The organism is Caballeronia sp. LjRoot34 (assembly GCF_964253815.1).
Classification (GTDB): Bacteria; Pseudomonadota; Gammaproteobacteria; order Burkholderiales; family Burkholderiaceae; genus Caballeronia.
Map to the genome: position 1 here is coordinate 1,227,092 of NZ_CAXUSB020000003.1, position 21,720 is coordinate 1,248,811.

The 21,720-nt window shown below is 56.0% G+C and carries 18 protein-coding genes; 7 read left to right on the top strand and 11 right to left on the bottom strand.

What is annotated here, in order from left to right; all coding sequences use genetic code 11:
• Positions 1-30: 30 nt before the first annotated feature.
• Complete coding sequence (locus ACSQ36_RS36480) at positions 31-873, top strand: hypothetical protein (protein WP_436185838.1); 843 nt, start codon at positions 31-33, stop codon at positions 871-873.
• Positions 874-1,008: 135 nt separating this feature from the next.
• A complete protein-coding gene (locus ACSQ36_RS36485; protein ID WP_436185839.1) occupies positions 1,009-1,353 on the top strand; it encodes a helix-turn-helix domain-containing protein in 345 nt (114 codons plus the stop codon).
• 108 nt (positions 1,354-1,461) lie between these two features.
• On the opposite strand, the gene ACSQ36_RS36490 is transcribed toward ACSQ36_RS36485, so the two are convergent.
• The 7 genes from ACSQ36_RS36490 to ACSQ36_RS36520 form a co-directional block, all read right to left on the bottom strand.
• Positions 1,462-2,346, bottom strand: coding sequence for a restriction endonuclease (locus ACSQ36_RS36490; RefSeq protein ID WP_436185840.1), 885 nt, complete (start codon positions 2,344-2,346; stop codon positions 1,462-1,464).
• A 217-nt stretch (positions 2,347-2,563) separates the two neighbouring features.
• On the bottom strand, positions 2,564-4,006 hold the full coding sequence (locus ACSQ36_RS36495) for a hypothetical protein (protein ID WP_436185841.1): 1,443 nt from the start codon (positions 4,004-4,006) through the stop codon (positions 2,564-2,566).
• A 168-nt stretch (positions 4,007-4,174) separates the two neighbouring features.
• Positions 4,175-5,035, bottom strand: a complete 861-nt coding sequence (locus tag ACSQ36_RS36500; RefSeq protein WP_436185842.1) for a hypothetical protein — start codon at positions 5,033-5,035, stop codon at positions 4,175-4,177.
• Positions 5,036-5,609: 574 nt separating this feature from the next.
• Positions 5,610-7,331, bottom strand: coding sequence for a hypothetical protein (locus tag ACSQ36_RS36505; protein ID WP_436185843.1), 1,722 nt, complete (start codon positions 7,329-7,331; stop codon positions 5,610-5,612).
• Positions 7,332-7,431: 100 nt separating this feature from the next.
• Entirely contained in the window at positions 7,432-9,489 is a 2,058-nt protein-coding gene (locus ACSQ36_RS36510) for an AAA family ATPase (protein WP_436185844.1), read from the bottom strand.
• A gap of 2 nt (positions 9,490-9,491) precedes the next feature.
• Entirely contained in the window at positions 9,492-9,932 is a 441-nt protein-coding gene (locus ACSQ36_RS36515; protein ID WP_436185845.1) for a hypothetical protein, read from the bottom strand.
• Positions 9,933-9,934: 2 nt separating this feature from the next.
• Positions 9,935-10,768 (bottom strand): hypothetical protein, encoded by an 834-nt coding sequence (locus tag ACSQ36_RS36520; RefSeq protein WP_436185846.1) that lies wholly within the window; start codon positions 10,766-10,768, stop codon positions 9,935-9,937.
• Positions 10,769-11,064: 296 nt separating this feature from the next.
• Between ACSQ36_RS36520 and ACSQ36_RS36525 the strand changes: the two genes are divergently transcribed.
• Positions 11,065-11,586, top strand: a complete 522-nt coding sequence (locus ACSQ36_RS36525) for a hypothetical protein (protein WP_436185847.1) — start codon at positions 11,065-11,067, stop codon at positions 11,584-11,586.
• A 352-nt stretch (positions 11,587-11,938) separates the two neighbouring features.
• Here ACSQ36_RS36525 and ACSQ36_RS36530 read toward each other — a convergent pair whose 3' ends face one another.
• Both ACSQ36_RS36530 and ACSQ36_RS36535 read right to left on the bottom strand, forming a co-directional pair.
• The gene (locus ACSQ36_RS36530) at positions 11,939-12,595 is read right to left on the bottom strand and encodes a hypothetical protein (protein WP_436185848.1); all 657 of its coding nucleotides are present in this window, start codon (positions 12,593-12,595) and stop codon (positions 11,939-11,941) included.
• Between the two features lie 160 nt (positions 12,596-12,755).
• The gene (locus ACSQ36_RS36535) at positions 12,756-13,163 is read right to left on the bottom strand and encodes a hypothetical protein (RefSeq protein ID WP_436185849.1); all 408 of its coding nucleotides are present in this window, start codon (positions 13,161-13,163) and stop codon (positions 12,756-12,758) included.
• A 540-nt stretch (positions 13,164-13,703) separates the two neighbouring features.
• On the opposite strand from ACSQ36_RS36535, the gene ACSQ36_RS36540 reads away from it, so the two are divergent.
• The 4 genes from ACSQ36_RS36540 (at position 13,704) to ACSQ36_RS36555 (ending at position 20,000) form a co-directional block, all read left to right on the top strand.
• Entirely contained in the window at positions 13,704-16,562 is a 2,859-nt protein-coding gene (locus ACSQ36_RS36540; RefSeq protein WP_436185850.1) for a UvrD-helicase domain-containing protein, read from the top strand.
• A gap of 1,686 nt (positions 16,563-18,248) precedes the next feature.
• Positions 18,249-18,470, top strand: a complete 222-nt coding sequence (locus ACSQ36_RS36545; RefSeq protein ID WP_436185851.1) for a flavin reductase family protein — start codon at positions 18,249-18,251, stop codon at positions 18,468-18,470.
• A gap of 119 nt (positions 18,471-18,589) precedes the next feature.
• Positions 18,590-18,838, top strand: a complete 249-nt coding sequence (locus tag ACSQ36_RS36550) for a flavin reductase (RefSeq protein WP_436185852.1) — start codon at positions 18,590-18,592, stop codon at positions 18,836-18,838.
• Between the two features lie 172 nt (positions 18,839-19,010).
• Positions 19,011-20,000 carry a quinone oxidoreductase family protein gene (locus ACSQ36_RS36555; RefSeq protein WP_436185853.1) on the top strand — a complete coding sequence of 330 codons (990 nt, stop codon included), beginning with the start codon at positions 19,011-19,013 and terminating at the stop codon, positions 19,998-20,000.
• A gap of 137 nt (positions 20,001-20,137) precedes the next feature.
• Here ACSQ36_RS36555 and ACSQ36_RS36560 read toward each other — a convergent pair whose 3' ends face one another.
• Together ACSQ36_RS36560 and ACSQ36_RS36565 are read right to left on the bottom strand one after the other, a co-directional pair.
• The gene (locus tag ACSQ36_RS36560) at positions 20,138-20,308 is read right to left on the bottom strand and encodes a hypothetical protein (protein ID WP_436185854.1); all 171 of its coding nucleotides are present in this window, start codon (positions 20,306-20,308) and stop codon (positions 20,138-20,140) included.
• A 275-nt stretch (positions 20,309-20,583) separates the two neighbouring features.
• A complete protein-coding gene (locus ACSQ36_RS36565) occupies positions 20,584-21,702 on the bottom strand; it encodes a sugar ABC transporter substrate-binding protein (protein ID WP_436185855.1) in 1,119 nt (372 codons plus the stop codon).
• Positions 21,703-21,720 lie beyond the last annotated feature (18 nt).

A 21,720-nucleotide genomic window follows, 5' to 3' on the forward strand; every position in this document is an offset into this window, starting at 1 on the left:
TCTGACTCCTACGCCGGAGCCGCCTATCACATGACCATTTTGGAAACGAACGAGAGGCTGTCCGAGACCTATAGCGAAGCTCGCTACTTCTTGAGTCTGGACCAAGCCGCGCGCGCGGACTCTGCCTGGTTCAAAGGCTTTCTGGCCTATCCCAGCGTGCGGAGCTTTTTCAAACAGTCTGTCTTCGGCAAAGGCACTGTGCTGCGGGTAACTGCAGTCACCCAAATTGCACACGCTTACGTGGCTTGCTTCGAACGCGAGCCAACCGAGCATCTGCCCACAGCCACTGAAGTTCGTGGGTTGTTGAAGAAGGCGGCCGCCTTCGAGGCCGAACTTGCAGCTGAAAGTTCGTCTTGGGTGCCACCTGAATTGGAGAAGAGCTTCCACAGCCCGATGAAGAACCTTCGGGACGCTGCATCGAGGGTCGAACGTAGGTCGGCGGGACGTCCTGCATTCAGTGAGCGGCGTATCTTCGTATTGCATCTCGCTCGCGCGCTCTACGGAATGTGCGGCGACTTTCCGGGCAGGTTCATTGCCACGGTCGCTGCTCGGGTATGGGAAGACACGGACGACCGTGCTGTCCGGAAAATATTGACCGACGACGAGCGGGGCGCCATCAAGCGGCACGCCACGGAGAATCGCCGGCAAATTGCAGAAAGCGAAAACACTACGCACTTGCTGCTGAACCGCGCTAGCATCCGACCGAAAGCTTCGCCTCAGGCCGAAGAGCCGCAGACGACCAGCGAGATATTTGAAACGATGCTGTCGCTCGCGAAGCGCATTCCGGACGAGACAACATCAATCTCCGCCGTCAATCTCATGCACATGCTTCGCGATGAAACCGGAATTGAGTCGGACTTACCACCAGAATGAGGCGGCCGAAATAGGCGTCAAAATCGGCCGAATTTCGGCCGGGTGATTTTCCGGTCAAATTGCGGGGTATTTCGGTGGCAGTGGTGCGAGGCAGGAGGCGAACAATACGCCTTGTCTTTACTACGACTGCTTCGAATGCACAATTTTCTGTCGTTCAACCGCATCATCGACAACTGGCCCGATAACACCGCCGCGCATCAGCGCGCACGCCTGCTTGAGGCAATGAGGGTACGCGGAGGGGTAACGACGCTGGAGGCGGTGCGGTTTCTCGACATCGTCGACCCTCGAGCGCGAATTGTTGAGCTGCGTAAGGAGGGATACCTCATCCACACCTCCTGGGCGCACCGGCCGTCCGAGTGCGGGCGACTGCACGTCGTCGGGTTGTATACCCTCACTGGCAACGTAGAGGGCGTCACAATCGTGAGGGGCTCGAAGGCCGCTCGCGACGCGTCCAGCCAACAGATGAGGCTCGCGCTCTAGTTGTGCAATGCGCTTCTGCTCTGGTGCTGTTCGTCGAGTCGGTACGCATGTGCACCGGTTGCTGGACTTGAGTATGGCAGCATCGTAGTCAGCGCGCCCATCATGTACTCACGCGAAAATGTCCCGAACCCGTTCGAAAGGAAGCCCCGATTCCGCAGCACGCCGGACCTTCCGTTCGAGCACATGGTTCAAGGGAAGCTGTCTGTCCAGTGTGTCGAAGAGGTCTAGGCCATCCATACAAATAACGCGCTTGGCTCGACCGAAGGCGGCTAACCTTTCCGCGGTGAAGCCACTGTTGCTCACGAACAAGCCGCGGGCCCATGCTGCTTTCTGCTCAAGCTTTCCATGAAAAGCGTGCAAGTCGCCCGTTCCGGTGGGGTCGGACTGCCACTTCGCCTCGACAAGATAGGTTTCTCCCTGCAACACGAAGCTGCCGTCTATCTGCTCGCCGCGATGGCGAAAAGGCTCCCGTGCTTCGAGGCCGAAGCAATCAAACGCCTCCTTGAGCCACACCTCAAACGCGTAACCGCGCGGATGCGGAGATAGTGACGACAGCTCAAGAAGCTTGTTCTTAAGTCCCAAAATTCGGTGAGCATCAAGCGCAGGCTTGGGTGGTGGATTCCCACCAAAGGCGGCATCGGGCTTGCCCTCGAGACGGTTAATCAGGGAAAGGAACTGTCCTTCAGCATTGACGACCCAGTCGTCTCGACCCTGCGACTGCCGTATGGCTTCGCGATATTTCCACAGAGCTTTGAGCGTGGTTATGGCTGTGGCCAAGTCGACCTTGTTCAGAAAGCACCTCAATCGCTTTGCTTTGGAGGTACCGTTATCAAGGTAGGCTGGGTCGTCGATGTCGACATTGAGCTCTTCGAGGAAGAAGATGCCCATGGTTCGGTCAGAAAAATCGAGCACATACCCGCCATTCATATCGAACAGGTCATCGACCAGTTTCATGTCGAAGGTTCGAATATTTGGCGTCTTCATCCGTTGCATAAGGTCCCCGCGTGTTGGGTAATCATGCCGGCGTCAATTTTCCGCCTGCACCGCAGGCCGCCGCTCTTCTCGAGTCCAATCTTGGGAATCGAAGAAAGTATGCCCGAACTCGAGCAGAACATCTCGACATGTCCGGCTTTGCCGACGATAGGCTCAAGGTTGTGTAGCTGCACGCGCGCATCGTCGCGAACAGCGAGTCTTATCGGCGGCGCTAGCTTCAGGAAGCTGTCACCATCTCCTTCGGTCTCGCTCGCTCCATCAACTTCTCGTAGAAGGGGGCGTAGACATCGAAAAGGTGAGGCGGTAGTTCTGGGCCGCGGTAAGGGGCCTCGTTCAGAAGGTCGGACAGCAGCAAAAGGCGCTGTTCCGGGATGCTTCGGCGCCTAGTGTAGTCTTCGAAAAACATCGCGAATCCGCACTTTTTCAGGCGGACGGCCTCGATAAGCCGGTCGACATGGTCGACGCTGAAAATGTAGACCGGGTTCCCCGATGCGAAGTGGTCTGCACTTGACGTGAATAGCTGGTCCGTCTCCGCCGCAAAAAGGTCACCGTACGTGATGACGACCTTGTGTACGGTCGCGCTTGGATAAATCTTGTGTACGAAAGTCTCGACATTCCTGAGTTGTTCATCCGCCTTTTTCACGGTCGCACTGAGCTTTGAGGCGTAATCACGTGCTGTTCCAGCCGCCGGGAGTGTGTGAGTCAAGGCCTTGTTCTTGACCTCGAGCAGCACCACATCGGCCCCATCTAAAACCGCGAAATCGCAGCACTTGCCGTCAACCGAAAAACGAGTCCGGACTTGCTCTTCGTTCAGAATCTCAAGACCAGTTAGCCTTAGGCTGCGCCCGACATACTCTTCGAACAGCTTTTCGAAGCTCTGTCGAATCCCGTGATTCTCGCTGCGGCCGACGATGTCACTCAACGTGTATCCCAGGTTACGGTCAAGGCAACAACGCCCCCAAAAATACCAAGCATCGTTGCTGAGCCGTGTAAAGGGGGACCTATAGAGCAGGTTCGGTTGGAACCATTCGTCTGTACTGACCTCGCCGAAATGTTCCGCAGTCACCTCGCGGGGGATGAGCATCGTTTGATAGAACCGCTCGACAGGTGCTCGGCCAAATATATCCTGCAGACCAGCTCTGTATCTCGGGGCAATGACTGTCGAAATATTTTCGAGTGAGTGTTTGCGAAAGAGGGTCGCGATGCCGAGAAAGTCCATCGGCGGCATGCCCAGGCTGTCTTCGAGCAAACGATAGAGATGCGAGTTCGGTTGCAGTTGGTTGATGAGGTCAATCTGACGAGCGAAGGGTCCCAGCTCTTGCTCTCGTTGATGCGGAATCTGCGGGAGAATCCACGACCGAAGTGCGAGATGAAACGAGCGTCCGGGCCCGAATCCGGTGAACGCTAGGTCGGAAACCTTCCAGGCCAAGTCAATACATCGCCGTAACTCTTGCAGCGAGATTTCCACCGAACCATACATACGTGGCTCATCGCGCAGCACCCAGACTGCGACGCGCTCGGCGAGCCATGGCGCGTGCGGCTTCCCATCATCGGCTGTCGATTCGGCCTTGATGAACTGAGACAGCTCGGCCAAAACACTGCCGTAGGAAAATTTCCGAAGCCGGTTGCGGATTGGACGAATTGCGTCGGCGTACGTCATGTGTTCTGTCGCATTTCGCGTGTAGAACGGCCGTCGAAGCAGCCAATGTGCTACGGCTAACGTGTCCGCCATTTTCCCCATCGCGCTTAAAGATGTGTCAACCCCGGAAGAGTTCACAGGGTTGGTGTAAAACAACTCGGTCGTCTCGAACAAAAAGTCGGCGTTTAATCAATACTCGCTGGTGAGCGACGGAGAGACTGTGAACCGCGGTAGATATGGCCCATGACGTACGTGGTTCATAAGGCTCCAGTATGCAGACCGAGCGAAGGAATGATTGCAACCCTCCGGATAATTATAGTGATACCGGTGGTCCTCCCCAAGCTCCTTTTGATACGACCGCGAGAATTCAGCAGCCAAATAGTCGTGGATTCCCCAAAGCAAGTCATTCAACATTTGGGCTATATGACTTGAGTGGTAAGCAAATATGTTTTCATGAAACCATTCATAGAACCCAGATAAAGCTTTAAAGCCCTCTTCAGCACCAATCTCAACGCCGCTTCTCTTAAGTGTCTGGACAATCTTCTCTACATTTGACTGAAGACGTGAAAAGTTGTGCTTGGCAATATCTCCACAAATCTTGATGTAGCGAATTCTTTCTATGCGAACGTTCACTTCGACGTCTATCTCGCCGAACCAGACATCGCGAACCAGGCAGTCACTTTCCAGCCACGCTGAGAGCGAATCGAGAGGCTTCTTTAGTTGGCAGCTATTTCTCGCGAGCTTCGGCGCCGCGCATATTTCACGTAAGTAAAAAAGAAACGTGTAATCCGTGGGGCGGCCCGATTTGGGCGGTCTCTTTAGCTTAAGAAAGCTATCATTCCCACCGCGTTCGTTAGGCTGAGATAAAAAATCTCCTAGTAAAATATTGAACAATCTCCTGTCGTTCGAGTTTTCGAACATCAAAGTGACGTCGTTCGTTCGATTGAGTTTGTTGAAAAATGCATAATTAACCATGCCACCAAGCATTTCCCAAGCCGCCAAAAGTACGATTGCTTCGTGTTCAATTTCACTGAATTTTTCTGAGCGCATATTTAGTGTTGACTGTCGGTAAAATCACGGCGCATCGTTCGATACATCGCCTTTGGAAATGCCGTCCTGTTTGAGGTTCAGCAAAGGCTCATCATTGAGTGAAAAGTATGCCGCAGAAGCTTTGCTCAGATGCAAACGCCTCGTAAGAAGTAGCGCGGCATTTACGAATGACCCACCAAAGATAGAAGTTGCGATGCGCCTCATGGCGGGAAGCGAAAGGCTCGGGGTCTGGTGCCGTCACAAGCGCTGTTCCCCATAGTCCGCTCATTCCGACTGGGTGAACCGGGTTCCATCCGGCGTTCCAATAGCCTAGTGTTGCGATTGGTCCTTTCGTGCATGAGATGTCAAGGCAGCCGTCGTTCGGCTCAATAGAAATAGGGTCTTCGACTTCCGTTAGGACCGGATAGTTGAGTCGCGAAGGATACAATCGCGCTGAAGGTACCCAATGGCATCGTGGCCCACGCTCATCCTGATTCTCGAACGAAAGCGAGGGTTGAGTTGACTTCGCCACTCCTAGTGCCCGGCGCTCGACGTCGACCTGTGCCCGGAAACATCTTCAGCTCAGTATTATGGCTCAATGGTCAACTGCCTCAAGGAGTTCGCTCAAGCTGACCAGAGAATGCTGCAGTTGCGAGGTCAGCGCCTTGATGTGCTCAAGTGGCGTTTTGTGCGTTTTCAATAGGGCCTTGCGAATCTCCGTGGCCTCGCTCCCCGTCGCATGTGTGCCGGCAAGCTTGCTGCGCAGACGCTGCAGTTCGAAAAGCGGTTCGCATACCTCGCGGACGCGGTCATCATCGACGTCCAGTCTTCTCAGCAGCTCATCAAGCCATTTGATTGAACCCCAAGTAGGCTGCCCATCACTGCCACGGGCGCGCGCCGTGGCCTCAATGAAGCGCTTCTCAAACCCCTCCGTCACGCACTTCGCCAGATTGACAATAACCTCATTCCAACCCTTGTTAGCCTGCGTCAACGGATAGTGCAGTTGCTCCAAGAGCCGTGGCTCGCGCAGGGTGAACCACGGCGCCCTATGCCGCGGCAAAACTCCAAGCTGTGCTTTCAACTCATCCAGAGGGTCGCGGTCGCTCGCGAAGGTGCCTTGAAAGTCAGTCTGGAATGAGCGCTTCGAGATGGACGATTTAGGCTTTTCGTTGAACGACTTCCAGTAAAGCTGCTCGTCGAACGGCAGGTTTCCCAGATACGTAATCATCGTGTGAACCTGGCCAGCCTCGTTGAAATCGTACGTCTTGAGGTACCAAGAGTTGCGGCAAGTTATCGACCGTGAGTCGATACGGTACTTATCAGGGTCCGCCTTGTACTTGTCCAGCACTTCGGGACGGAAGAAGACAGGAGATGTCTGGTACGGCAGCGCGGAGTCCGGCTCAAAGTACGAAGCGAGACTCGTCGGGTCACAACTGACGTCTACAATTACTCCGTTTTTGAAGTCCTGCGTGATGAAGGACGCGTATTGCCGTGGGGCATTCTGGGCTGCATATAGGGCATCGCCCATACCGTGGGAATCAAGTCGCGGCCGCAATATCTGCCCGCCACGGAAATAGCTCGAGCGATGGTTATCAACCCGGTATTTCAGAACCAGCTCGCTCCATGCGTCGGTGAAGACCTTTTCGACACCACCATCAAACATATGGAATCTGTCGTGACGGACATCCACATCGAACATCTGGAAGACACAAGTATCTGTAGCGGCCATGTGGAGGTTCATCAACTCCCGGTCGACCGTTACTATCGTCGTTCTCAGCTCATTGCCTGAGCTCTCTTCGAACTCGACCTTCGCGACATCCTCGACATCGCCGCGGTCATCAAGGCGACACCACGCGCTGCGCTCCTCCATCCAGTGCAAACCATGCGCCAAAGTCAACTCTTGTGAGAGCTCGTAATAGTTCGCTCCGTCACGGAGCGCCTCGAAGGACCTTCCGGAGACGATTCTTCTGGCAACGCCCAGCATCCCCGAGTCCCCTAGCGCTCCGCTATCGTATTCGACGCGCGGCCCTTCGCCGCCACCATACACAAGCCCACAACTCGGGCCGTCGAATGGATTACCGCTCCATCCTGTGAAGTCGGAGACTGCGCCAATGTCCACTGAAGAACTTGGGACAAGCACCGAATGAATGAGCACGGACCCCAATTCGCCAAACGCGCTAGCGTAGAGAACAACCTTATCGACGTGCCGCTCGTCACCAAGCAGTTCGTATAGGTCTGATTGCTCCTCTTTGCGACCGACTCCAACCCCCAGGTTTGCGGTCAGGATATTTTTGAGCTTTTGCCTGATGTCAGACATACCAATTGGCTATGATAGTTGCGCGAGAAATAGGGTTCGCGCATTCCCTCAATATCGAATGTGGCCGTTGTACTCGATGCAATGGCACGATGCGTTACGACTACAGAACACCATCGTGAACGAGCGGTCCGACGACCTTTTGTGGCAGTCGGATGAGATGAAATTTGCTCCCCTCAGTAACTTCCGCGAAGAGCGCGTCACTATCGTCGAAGGAAGCGGCGACGATACTCTGCAGTTGCTTCTCGCCGCTCAAAATCTGCATCAAAGCCTTTTGACTGTAGGTGCTCATCGAATGCTGGCCAGGTTCGTCGAACAGAATCACACCAGGGTGGTTTCCTTCGAAGCCTCGCTGATTGGAGGCCTGATAGATAGCGATAAGGTACGCCCAGATAAGACGGACGAAGTCGCTCGCTGACGACTCCGATTTCATGTCCCTGCGCAACATCGCCCGCAGGGTCAAATCGTCCAGTGCCGGCAACAGCGTTTCCGGATTGATGCGAATGTCGGACGGGTTCGCGCTGCTGTACTCGAATGAAGAAGCGTTAGCCCGGAAGTGCTTTTCCAGAATTCCAATCTTCGTGCGGTCGAGTTGCGAATACAGGTCGTGGGGGAAGTCCTTCTTCGCCTTCTCCGCCAAACCCAAACGGCGGGCCAACTCCGGCCCCTCCTCCAAGAAAGTCGCGAGGCGTGACTGAGCCGCCTCATATTCCCTGATTTCGCGCTCCAAAGTTACCTGCTTTCGCACCGCCGCCTCCAAAATCGCATCCGATTGAGAGGTACTGCGCCGGATGCTGACCACGTAGGCCCGTTGCTCAGAGATGACCGCTTCCAGCTGCTTCAGCACCGCGCCGGTTTCCTCGAGGTCGCTCGAGAGCCCAGCGATTTGCCTGCGCAGCATGCGAACCTGCGCTTCCAGATACTCGACGTTTGCGTCAAGGTCCATAGGCTGGATACCATCGGCACGCCCCGCGAGCGTCGCCGTCGGGGAACCACAAGTGGGGCATTCCTCTTTCGATGTAGCGAGTTCCATCGCAGCACCAAGCTCTCGCAGCTTGCGCGTGGTCTTGTTCTTCTTTAGGTCGGAATCCGCTTCCGAAGAGAGCTCCCGAAGCTCGGCAAGAGTCCCCTTCCGAAGGCGCTCCTCTGTTGCCAACTCCTCATATTGGGCCAGTGCGAGCTCAAGCTTCTCCGTCTCCGTTTGCAGAAGACGAATGACATCCGGGGACGCAGAAGTTGGACCAGCTCTCCGCTTGGCATCTATATCGTGCCACTCCTGCAGCTTGGCGGAAATTGCGGTCTGTATCGGAGCATCTTGCCCTTCGAACTGCACCCACAACGAGGCGTCCTCCGCTTTGAACTCCTTGTTGAGTATCTTCGGGACCCCTTTTACGGCCACGCCTGTCGAGCGCAGGCTGCCATTCAGTTCGGCAGAGGCATTGGCCCATTGAGCCTGGAGCGCTGCGATGAGTTGCTGGTTTTTCGCCTTATCCTCTTCTAGGCGGAAGTTGTCCATCCCGAGGAGGTACTGGACCACACGCGTCGGCGCCGAGAGTATCTGATAGAAGGGAATGTTCGCAATGTAGTCGGTCCAACCGCGCTTCTGTTCAATGAAGAGCGCGGCGGCGACGACCTGAGGATAAAGCCGCGTCAGCCCTCCGTTCGAGGATTGCACCCGCGGCAATTGCATCCCGATGAAACGCTCGAAGTAGTTCAGAAAACCCTGTTCATCTTGCGCCGCGCCGCTATCGTGCAAAAACAGAGGGATGGGCGCTCTGGTTGCCGTCGACGGCGTGGTGAGCATCGCCGCGTCGAATACCTCTACGAGCTTCGTGCCCTTGTCCACGTTCTTGATAGGACGGCGGAACGTCACGACCCGGCCCGCTGCATTGCGTACCTCCACAAGCACCGCCGATTCGTCGATTTTCCGCACTCGGCCATCGTACTGGAAGCTGTCACGAACAGCCGACGTGAGCGCCCGCTCGCCCTTCATGCCAACCAGCTCTTCGAGGCCGAGGCCGTACATCAGCGTGTTGACGAGGGTACTTTTCCCGGATGAATTGTTGCCTCGGATGACATTGAGCCCCTCCTTGAACTCGCACCTGAATCCAAAGCGTTCGCCGTTGCTATTTATTCTGACTTCCGCCGCGCTGATGAACATGCTTATATCCACCTGTTAACTATAGTTTGAACCATCTTCTCGGTAATCGAGGTCTTCAGCGTTGCAAGGAATCCCCGGTCCTCGGCATACAGCTCCTCGTCAACGACGGCAGCACATAGTTGCGCGCCCTTCTCAGTCAGTTTGACCCCCGTCGAGGTTGGCTCGACCAAACCATCCGCCTTGGCCAAGGAGACTGCTATATCCAGTGCTGGGTCGAAACCCCATGCGGGGAAATCGAGTCCTCCTTTCGTGGCGGCGGCCGCCAACTTCTTCCGGCGCGGCGCGCTCTTCAGGACCCAGTTGAACATCTGCAGCCGTACCATGCTCGACTTCTTTCCGTGCGAAGCCATCTGAAGCACGAGAAGAATCTGGACAATCTTGTAAAGCGGACGGTGCTCCGGAATGACGACCGAAGGGCGGACAGTGAATGCGAGGGATGTCATAGTTATTCGGACTCGCTGAAGTCGAGCTGGCAGACCGCCAACCAGCGAGACACCATGAGGTCCGCGAGATGCTGGGCGTCTGCCACACTGATGGTCGTCTTTGGTTCTTCCGCGAGCCGTTGGCTCAGTTCCGCTTTGATACGGTCAATGAGCTTTTGAGGCTCATCAGACCATGTAAACTGGAGCTCCGTCATCTCCTCGGCATAGCGGCCGATGACATGAACAATCTGCTGATAGGCCTGAGGCGAGACGCGCTCAATCGCAGAAAGTCGCATGTCACATTCGACGAACTTGCGCTCGGTCGTATCGTTCAAAAATTTGAGACTACGCTCAAAGTCAGGGCGATTGGACTTGCCCTGCAGGCGCACTCGGTTTTTACGGTCAACGAGCAGTTGAAACGCTTCCGGCGCCTCCGGCAGAACCACGGTCGGTGCCAACTTGGGGCCAAGCTCCAGCTTGGCTCCCTGGCTGCGTCGAAACTCTTCAAATTGACTAGCGTAATGCTCAACATCTTGAATGAAAATTGAAAAACTCGAATCAAGAATGGTGCACTGCCAGGCCCGCGCCTCTGCCTCTTTCTTCCGGGCGTGTTTGTGGATGTCGTTGTGGGGAATCACGGGCGTAATGAACAGCCACGAATGAATCTTGGTGTCCCCGATTCGAGCCTTGATTTCTTTCTCGTAGCGTTTCAGCTTCGGTATATCGGTGGTTATCTTGTCCCGGACAGCGTCGTGCAGTTCGGCCTGCGTGTAATTCTTCTCAGGACAGTAACATTGGAAAGCATGGCCGTCGGCAGTCCAGCCTTCAATTCCATAATCGCCAGGAGACGGCGGCATGTGTTGATACCTGTCCCCGTACTTAAGGACGAAAGCCGCGCGGCACATGCGCTCCCAGCTCGGGCCATCGAGGTACCCAAAGGTCGTGTGATTCAAATCGCCCCCCATATTACATACGTCTTGTGCCGGAGGTTCACCGTTTCCTTGGTCTTGGCGTGCCCATGAATTGAGCAAAGCAGGCGACCCCCGTCGCATCTCTCGCTGCGCGTCAGCATTACATTATCTTTCACAACGCACAGTATCAGGAAATCTTGACGTCAAGGCGAGCATCGCTCACCTATTCAACAGAATCCTTAATGAATAAATTTCCCCTAAATCGCTTGCTGGCCGCCGCTCGCACGAAATTTTTTGCAGCGAAACCGCCTACAAAAACCGGGCAGATTTTCAAACGCCCCCTCCCGACGCGAAAACATCCCCCCTATTTCGCGGTATACGTTGGGCTTCCCCTTCCTGGTGTGCAGCCGCCGATGACCTGTGGGCCTGTCACTCGCGAGCTATCTGCGAACTGGAAGATTCTCGTCGGCATGGCCGGCCTCTTGGCCGAGGACATGTTGAGCGGCGAGACGGACGATGCCGGCGCGATGGCTGATACCCTGTTTTTCAGAATTTCCAACGGAGAGGCCTCGACATCCGACCTTCGCCACATGGACATCACGGACATCGAACGCTGCTCTCTAAGCTACGAGCTCGTCGAGGAAGGCGTGCGCCTTCTACGTGAGGTCTGGCCAGCTGTGCAGCAGGAAGCAGAATATCTAATCGCCTCCGCTGCAACTGCACACGGTTCCCCAGCGCGCCGGCTTGCTCTTTTCGACGTTTAAAAGGCGCACCGAATCCGACGGTGACAAGCCAGGCCACCATCAGACCGGTGCTCGTGCCGGTCGTACCGCGGGAGTCAGCCGGACTGGAAGCAGCAGAAGTGACAGCGGGTGAAGAGGCCTGCGTCGCAACCGGCTGCGGAAGCGCCACGCCGGCGGCACTCCCTTGACGCACAAGAGATGCTTCCGATGTGGGCAAAGCTTGAGATGCGGGAGCGACGATTGCTTTCCGACGCTTCGCTGCCGGGACATTCATCAGTCCTCTGTTGCCCTTCATACAGTTCAGTGTTGTGACACTCGAGCAGATGAAGCGTGCGTTGGAGTTGGGTCCCTATTCGGCTTATCTGTGGCGCAATTAGGCAGCTTCGTCGTTGGCCGGGAATGTGCCGCTGAGGAAATCCCAAAGCGCATAACGGTCGGACTCGCTCAGGCTCTTGACGTAGTAGAACGCCATCGCTTCGATGGCCCGGGTGCGCGTCACCTCGTAGCCGAACGTGGCGCGCGCCCACGCCAAAGCGCTTTCGGCGTGGTCCTCGTCAACGAGATGTACGCCGCCGAGCCATTCGCGGTAGAAGTCGAGTCCGTACCCTTGGCTAGGCGTGCCTGACACCCAATCGCAGAGCCAACTGTCAGTAATCGGAAACCGCTCGGGCCTATAGAAGTGCAGGAATTTCGCGCCGGCCATCATGGAGTTATTCACCAAGCTCCACGCGAGGTTGAGCAACAAGTGTTCGTTGCTCCCGCAGTTGAGGGCGGCTGCAAACTTCTCCGCGACTTCCATATCGACCACGTAATGATGCTCACGGCGCTTAATCCACGTGTAGACGATGGCGACGTGCTCTTTGACTTTCTCTGCGGTCCAGGCACGTTCGCGCGTAACCGCCGCGAAGTTCTCGAGGTGCCCGAGGTAGGTGCTGATGTAGCAGTCATCGCGCCTTTCGCTGCCGGTCACGCTTTCGATGATGTAGTGAAGCCGCTTAGCGATTGCTGGGGGATTTGCGCGGCGTGGCATGGTGGTGGTCTCCGTGGTTTGGTGGCTTCACTTTGCCCGGAGATTTTTGATGCCACAACCTGTTCGTTGTAAGCGCATAATGTTCGAGTAGCAACCCGAGTTGACGAGTGTCGGCGCACAAGGCAACGTGGTCGCACGCCAACGACAGGAGGCATCAAGTTCATTGCACGGGCATGTTCTTATATTTTTTGTACAACTCCTGCTCAGCCGGCGAATAGTTCTTCGCCATGGGACTGCGGTAACGCCCGATGAAATCCTTGCACAAGCCAGCGACGAGCGAGTCCATGTATCGTCCATCGCCGTGGACGGTAGACACGACCGTTCCGTCGCGTAACATGAAATACGACGGCTGCGCTCCGGTGTAACCACCATAGCTGTTCCGTGCATTGATATTGACGCAGACAACGTAGCCGAACTTTAAACCATTGGACGTCTTCCGCCATCCGGACTGCGGTGAGTTCAGATAGTTGTATCTCGCGCTATCCGGGTCCTTCAGGACGTTCTCCATGTAGTCGTGAATGACATCTTGATAGTTATCTGGATAAGTGCCGTAGTCCGCCGAAGACATCTCTTCTGACGTCGGCGCGGCAGCACACGCAACCAGAGCAATGCAAAAGGTCGAAAGAAACCCCGCTCTAAAGAAACCCATTTTTTACCCGTGTCGCTTACTTTGTTAGTGTCCTGGTCGGTTGCCAGGCCCTCGTTTTTCGCGCCCGAAAGGTTATACGAAAGGGCGTTATTCGCAGCTACTTTGCCCGTGGCAATGCTATTGCCATAACTCGTTCGCTGTGAGCACGCGATGTTCGAGTAACCACGCTTTTTCGGCCGCATATTCGCTGACTTGCCGCGCATGAGCCGTAGGCGTCAGACTGAAAATACTGGCGCCAGGCCGTCTGCCACAGCGCCGAGGCGGATTGCGGCAGACGGGTTCGATTTTGTCTTTTCGCCTGGGGAGCCTTCGGCCGTATTGCAGCACTACCGGAACCGCTAGGGCTTCGCCGGCTCGACGACTTTCGTTTTCCATACAAACCGGCTACTCTACTGCTTTTGCAAGAATGCTGCCGTCACCTGCCCGATTTTTCGGCATCGCGAACGCGAGCTAATTACAATGACCAACACGGATAGCGAAAAGCAGTGGGTGCCCTCCCACTACGGCCAGATATTCACGAAATCGAGGAATTGGATTCTGCGCCTGGTGGATGGCAGTCTAGTTCTCTTCGCCGGCGGCAAGGTAAAAATCCGGCTCAACCTTGATGGCAAGAACCGACCGCTTATCAAGCATGGGGTGCTTTGGGCAGACATCACCTTCAGGGCTGGCCAGCCAGACGAAATCCGCATCGATGGGCTGCCGAATGAACAGGCGAGGGAGCTCGACGAGGCAATTGCTGCGTGCGAACGCCCTTATCTGTTCAAACTCGCGTACGGCCTGATACTGACTTGGCTGCAGCAGGGCGGCGCATACATAACCCAATGTGAGAAGGACGCACGCTGGATAACCCAGAGCTGGCAAGCGGCATTCGAGTCCCGGCGACCGCGCCTCGAGCTCTCCGATGCGGAACTGTGGAAGCTTTTCAAAGACCCGGCGGTTCGCGCCAGACTTCCCGGCGAAGCGAACTACGTCGAATCAGTGCTAAAAAGCTGGCGACAAGACTGGCCGGCCTATTGGGCGGGAAGAAATGAAGAACACACGCGGCGAGAGCTGGTCGCCTGCAAGGACTTATTGGACCAGGTCGAAGGCAAGCCACTGACTGAGGAGCAGGCCCGCGCGGTCGTCTGCTTCGACGACCGTGTGCTGGTTGTTGCCTCAGCAGGGTCGGGGAAGACATCTGCCATGGTTGCGAAGGCGGCATACGCCATCCGCCGCGGCATTGTTCGCCCCGACCAGATTCTCCTCTTGGCCTTTAATAAAAAAGCTGCCGACGAGCTTCAGGACCGCGCTAGCATATCGTTCAACCGGTTGGGTATGGCAGATGTCGTGGTGGAGGCGCGGACGTTCCACGCGCTAGGGCTCAGTATCATCGGCAAAGCCACAGGCGAGAAGCCGGATGTGCCTGACTGGGCAATTGACGCACAACCTGGTCAGCGCAAACTGACGGAGATTGTCGACCGGCTCAAAGACAGCTCGCCCACATTCCGCACGAACTGGGACCTCTTCCGTATTGTCTTTGGCCGAGACCTTCCAAAGTTCGGTGAGCAGGGTAACCCAGACGCCGCCGATTCTGATGCCAATGCGATTAAGACCATCGACGGGAAGTTTGTGCGCAGTCGGGAAGAGTGCTTCATCGCGAACTGGCTGTTTTATCAAGGCGTCCGCTACGCCTATGAAAGACCATTCGAGCACAAGACAAGAACGGCCGAACATCGTCAGTACAAGCCGGATTTTTACTATCCGGACATCGGCCTCTACCATGAGCATTTTGCTTTGGATGCCAACGGTGAACCGCCACCGCACTTCGAGAACTACCTGTCGGGCGTAGTCTGGAAGCGCGAAGAACACCAGCGCCGTGGTACTCAGCTCATCGAGACGACATCTCATCAAGTCCGCACAGGTGAAGTTTTCTCGAACCTCGAGCTGGCTCTCACTTCACGTGGAATTGTCCTCGACCCGAACCCGGAGCGTCCCGTTCCAAAGTACGGGCAGCCCCCGATGGATGCCGCACTATTGGTCAGGCTCGTCCGGTCGTTTATCGTGCATACGAAGAGCAACTGCCTTTCTGTCGATGACATGCGCAAACGTCTGGATGGCATGCCCAAAGATGCCTTCAAACACCGGCACCGGATGTTTCTCGACCTTTTCGAGCCGATACTCGAAGCCTGGAATGGTGCCCTTGCGGAAGAGGACGGTATTGACTTCGAGGATATGCTGAATCAGGCGGCTGAGCATGTTGAAAGCGGTCGATATATTTCAACGTACGAGCTTGTCATGGCGGACGAATTCCAAGACGCGTCGCGCGCCCGGGCTCGTCTATGCCGTGCTCTCGCGAATGCCCGGCTTGGCACCCGCCGAATGACATTCGGAACGATACTTGGGACGGTGGGCACCAATGTACCCACGGCGCCGGACCGTCCTGAACACCGGTACTTCTTCGCCGTGGGTGACGACTGGCAGTCTATCAACCGTTTCGCTGGCGCCGACGTCTCGGTGATGACAGGCTTCGCTGAGTGGTTTGGCAAGTCACAGGTACTCCGGCTTGAACAAACGTTCCGATGCCCACAGACGCTTTGCGACGTATCCAGCCGGTTTGTGACGAAGAACCCGCAGCAAATCAGAAAAACCGTCCGGTCATCGACGCCTGCTACCGGCGCCGTGCTGGAGGCGTTTCAGGTCAAGACGCGGCTCCAAGTCCAGAAGGCCATCGACGATTATCTGGCGAACCTGCATTGTGGTATCCGGGACGGAAGCGTTCCCCGTGCGCGCGACGGAAAAATCACCGTCTTCATTCTCGGCCGGTACAACGCGGACAAATCCGCACTCCCGTCTGGCTGGCAAGCGCGCTACGGAAGGGAAATCGCATTGTCGTTTGTCACGATGCACAGCTCGAAGGGAGCGGAAGCCGACTACGTCATTCTCCCTGGCATGGTCGCCCACGGGTTTCCTAACGCGCGAGAGGATGACCCGGTACTGGCACTGGCAATGCCTGACACCGACCCATACCCCTTCGCGGAGGAACGACGCCTCTTCTACGTAGCGCTGACTCGCGCCCGTCGTTCTGTCGCAATGTTCACGGTCGCTGGTTACCGCTCCTCGTTTCTGCAGGAACTGGTCTCCGAGGGAGCCGTTACTGTGACGTCTACAGAGCAAGAAGACGCGACGGACCAAGAGTGCCCGGCGTGCAACGCCGGCCGGCTTATTACGCGTGAAGGTCGCTACGGACCGTTCCGGGCATGCTCCAACTTTCCGGCATGCAGACACAAGCCGCCAGCGGAGAAGCAAGGCTTCCTGTCTGACGCAGACGTCCCTTTCTAGCGGACGCCACGCCGGTGGTTCCGTGCGATTCGTTTGGGCGAGTGCGCTCGTTCCTGCTTGCAGCCGAGACCTCACGCGGTCAGTATTGCCTTTCCGTACGGCACGCGAGGCCGCAATACACTAATCTGGGCCATGCGATTGTTGCCAATCCGACAAAAACAGAATCGATGTGAACTATCGAGACGTATCATTCAATAAAAATCTCAATAGATACTTCCCGAAATCTCAGGTTATGGCTCCCGCTACATATAGGTGCATAACTGCCTCAGTCGGTTGCCGACGACGGAATTCTCAGCGCTCAACGAATTTCGCAGCGGCGCGTACCCGCTCATCCTAAAACTCACTAGCGCTCCGTTCGTTCAGATACTTTCGCCAGCGCTGCGTGAGCAGGACCGTAGTGAAGGAGGTTCGAAATGGAACTACCGGAAGTTCGGAAATTTCGTCAGACTGCAAGAGACTGCCCTCCGCCAAAGCGACCATTCCGTCCCAGATGAAAGCGTCTGGCTCCTCTCCCTTACCAAACCACCGCTGATAATCAAAAGGGTCAGTGTTCGGCGGCATATCAAATCTATGCCCCGGCGACGGCTGGATAAAGCACGAAATGACCTGAAAATTCCGCGTTCGGTCGCGTTCTCGCAATGCAACTGTTCTGTGGAAGTTCATCGATATGACTTGACCTCCACCCACGATTTACTTGACCTCCACCCACACGCAACTTGACCTTCACCCACGCTTTCCTTGACCTTTACCCACGGAAAATGGGTATCCACCTCCGAAAACTCCGCTGTAGGCAAGGCGTTTTATCGCTCGAACGTTCCAGTAATCATATAATCTTTAATCTGTGTATTCGCTATGTGCGAGCGACGAGTCTCCCGACATTGGCTCGTGTTTGCGCTCTGCTGAACCTTATCGAGATTGCGTGAACCGCTGCTCGTTTGCAAGCGCGGGGTTTGTGGCAGCCAAGACAGGAGTTGGCGGGCGCAGAAGCATTTCTGCTATCAACTGGCACCTGCGCAGTACCCTTGCGACGGGGCCATACGGTCGGTACGCACACTCATTTGCACTCCCTGGCTGCCCTGTCTACAGCTTCAAAAAAGCTTTTCGTGCGAATTTGCTTTGTGCCGTGGCTCAGGTTTACCTCCCGGCAACTGGATGAAACTTAAGAAGTTTGCTAGAACTGCTGAACTTATACAGTTGATTCACAGAAGATTTGAATGAGATGAGCGAGCGTGGAACAACACGCTGCGTTCGAAAATGGTTGCAGCAAACCACGAATTCACGAGTCGGAAATGCAACGAAGGACGAACGGGCCTACGGCATGTCGAGATGAGCAAGGTTGCAGCATTCAACCACTGACTGTTTTGCGTGCGGACGGCTTAGCGTCAATCCGTCCCCCAGTAACTGCGCCGTTCTGTGTGTCAGTAAACCGTCATCTAACGGGTCCCCGAATTTATACGTCGCTTCACGATTTAATTAAGGTGAATTCGAAGAATCGATTTTGATATTTATCATATACAAAACAATGCGCCTGCTTATCCCATCCACTCGGCTGTCGTGAATGCCATCTGAAAAGGTGTTCGGGAAATTCGAAAAGTCATTTCGCCAAAAGTGAACGCAGCATGTGGGGTGTTCGGTGCTACTGTTGTTGCCGTGTAGTGTGCCAGCAAGACGGAAGGAGACACAGAGGTGCTCGCAGATACCGAGGAGACTATCCGTCCGCCAGAGCTTGCCGCAGGCTCCAAGTCGGCCATGAGCCGGGTCGCTTCTTCCGTGGCGCTAGTCCCGACCGTCGGCGAAAGCGGCCGTCCCCGCGGTCTCGCCGCATCCACGTGTCTGTCTGTGTCAATGAACCCCGCTTCCGCGCTGATGTGCGTGAACCGTTCAGCAGGCGTATCGCCGGTGATTTAGGAGACCGGGTTCTTCTGCTTAGTTATGCTGAAATCCATTCACGAGGAAATCAGCACCATGTTTGGCCAGCCTGACAATCGAAACCAACGATTTGTCAAAGGCGAGCTGGACTTGCTGGAATGCAGTACATCGACGATGAGCCTGCGATGTTCTGCCCCGTTGCCCGAGAGGTGGAGCACGGGACGCATACGGTCATCATCGGAAATGTACTCGACGTCATCGTGCCAGAAGTTCGTGACCCTCTCGTTTATATGGGAGGGCGATACCTGCGTCTGGACGCCGGAGCTGGATTTCACACAACTCCTGATGGCACGGGTACGGCGGATTGCGTTTCGAAGCAGGACGGCAGTAAGGCGATGGTCAGCTGACAGGCAAGGAGTCGGCTGGAATCACGGCAGCCTTGCCGTGGGTCGCGCATGACGGTTTCGCCGCCGCGCGAGGAACCTATCAGGAGACGACATATGCTGCTGGGTCTGCCCGGCGGTCGCGGCGACACAGTAGCAACTGTTGATTTAGTGCGTAAAAACTGGAGAGATGTAAATGAGTTGGGAAGCTGACGAGGTACGAATTCAGGAGTTTGGCGGTCCGGAACAGATGCGCCTTGAAAAGGTGAGCCTTCGAGACGTTGGGCCGGGCGAAGTTCTTCTGAGACAGGATGCCATCGGCATCAATTTCGTAGACACCTATCATCGCCGGGGGCTATTCCCGATTGGCGAACTGCCGCGTGCACTTGGCGTGGAAGCTGCGGGTATTGTTGAGGCTGTCGGGGAGGGTGTCACGCGAGTCCGTGTGGGCGACCGTGTGAGCTATCCCAGGTCGGTCACCACGGGCTCCTATGCAAGTCGCCGCATCATGCCGGAACGGATGCTGATGCGGCTCCCCGACGGCATTAGCAATGAGGTCGCGGCAGCTATCAGCCTGCAGGGTATGACGGTCCATATGCTGCTGAAGGGCGTTCGTGAGCTCAAGCCGGGCAACACCATTCTCGTTCATAGCGCTGCGGGTGGTCTTGGCCTGTTGTTGGTGCAGTGGGCCAAGAGCATCGGCGTGCGGGTCATCGGCACCGTCGGCTCGCCTGAAAAGGCGGAGCTGGCAAAGTCTGTAGGCGCAGACGAAACCATCCTCTACAAAGAGGTCGACTTCGCGGAAGCAACAAAAGAGTTGACGAAAGGCGAAGGCGTCGACGTGGTCTACGAAGGCGTCGGCGGCGATACGCTCAAGCGTTCGCTTGCGGTCATCAAGCCGTTCGGCCTCGCAGTCAATCTTGGCCAGGTTGGCGGCCCGTTACCCACCTTGGACCTGGCAGACCTTGGGCCGTACCAGTCTCTTTCGGTGTGCGTGCCGGGTCTCTCACCCTATCTGAAAACATTGCCGGACATTCAGGTGGCAGCGGACGAGCTTTTCGGAAAGGTCCTGTCCGGCGCTCTGAAGGTGCATATCGGTGCGCGGTTTCCGCTTGCGGCTGCTGCGGACGCTCACCGGCTGATTGAAGCTGGCAAATCGATGGGTTCCGTCATCCTCGAGCCCTGACGATTGAGCTTTATTCGCACATATTTCGCCATTCCTTGCCCTGTCACGGACGCCCTTCTTAGAAGCAGGGGTAGGACGACACGTGACGGCGCAATTGTCGCCTTGAGCGCCCCTGCAGCATCAAGTTCCCGTTGTTACTAGCTTAAGCGCTGGACAGCGAGCTCATCGCTGTCTCCTACCTTGCCGATAATCTTCTCCCAGCCTGACGCGTGCGGTACGAGCAGACCGGGCTGGCTGTAGCGCAAACGAGTAGGCGCCGTCTCTCGCCTGCGATTCACATATTCATGGACTTCCTTCTGAAGGCTCACGAAAGCTTAGCGCCACTGCAGCCGACGCACGTTCCAGGCCCTGATGCGGGAGTGGCCGCCTTTTGATGCGACCACATGCTGCAGGATTTACGTTCGGCCAGCTATTGCTTCGGCGCCGTAGGGACCCCCGGAGCGAGCAGGGAAGTGAGGGAGGTCGCTCGGCCAACTCGTCGAGGACGTCGCCTGCAGGACGACGCTTCCCTTTTCTGCAGCTCTGGCAGTCGTATACGGCCGCCGACGTTGGGGTTTCGTCTCGGTCGCCGCAAGCTTGCGAGCTATTTGTCTTTCGCCGAGATTTTCGTGAATTCCTGAGGTTTGAGTACGACGCCACAGTTGGTGTAGCTGGAGACAGTCTCGTAGGTGTCGGGTAACTCAGGAAAGTAGTTGACATCGACCTTCATGTCTTTTGTCATGGCATGAAGAGGCGGAAGGTAGGCAAGAGAAGGAAGGGTCTTGCCTTGCAGTAGTGCGATGGCTGCCTGCAACGCTACGGGGCCCTGACCGGGGGAGGTCGAAATGGATATCCCGGGGATTTTCTGAGAGACCAATGCCTTGACGAACCCATTGACCGCATCGCCGCCGACTGGTGTTGCAGGACTGTTCGCTGCCTTAAGAGCGTTCGTTACGCCCTGGCACCCATGCTGACAAACAATTGCATCGAAGTTGCCATTCACGGCGATGGCATCGGAGACAACTTTCTGAACGGTGCCGGTATCCCAGTTACCGACTACCTCTGTAACCTGAATATCCTTGTACCTATCCAGGACCTCGCGCGCGCCGGCATGTCGGGCTCGGTCATTTGGGGCGCCCGCGGGTCCGCGCACTTCAAGCAGTCGGCCTTTTTTTGCTGGCATGAGGTCGATGACTGTCTGAGTCTTAAGAACGCCGAACGCCTTGAAATCCGGAGTGACTCTGAACACATCGGGACTATCTACGACATTATCGAATGACACAAGTGCCGTGCCCGCCTGCTTCGCGCGCCGGATAACAGCGTCAAACGCTTTGGGGTTCACCGCATCAAAGACGATGGCGTCGTATCCGACCTGGATGAAACTATCGATTGCAGCGATTTGCGTGGCGACGTCGGACCCGGTGCTGACAACTTTCAGTTCCTTGATGTTTTTGGCGTTCTCGGGCCGGGCAACCCACGCCTGCGTTTCCTGAACCATCTGTGTGAGCCAGGGAATGCCGCTGAAGCCATAGACCAGCGCCACCCTGTAGGGTCCTTTGCGAGCCGGGTACTGAATTGTGCCGGTGGAAGCCGGCGCGGGGGTGTAGCAGGAGGGCATAAAAGTTTCGACGGCAGCCGCAATCTGCGGTGTCATCGGCGCTCCCAGTGCGAGTACAACGGCGCTCGCAAGCGCTTTAAGGGCCTTCCTGGATATGCGTGTCATTTATGTCTCTAGTCTCTT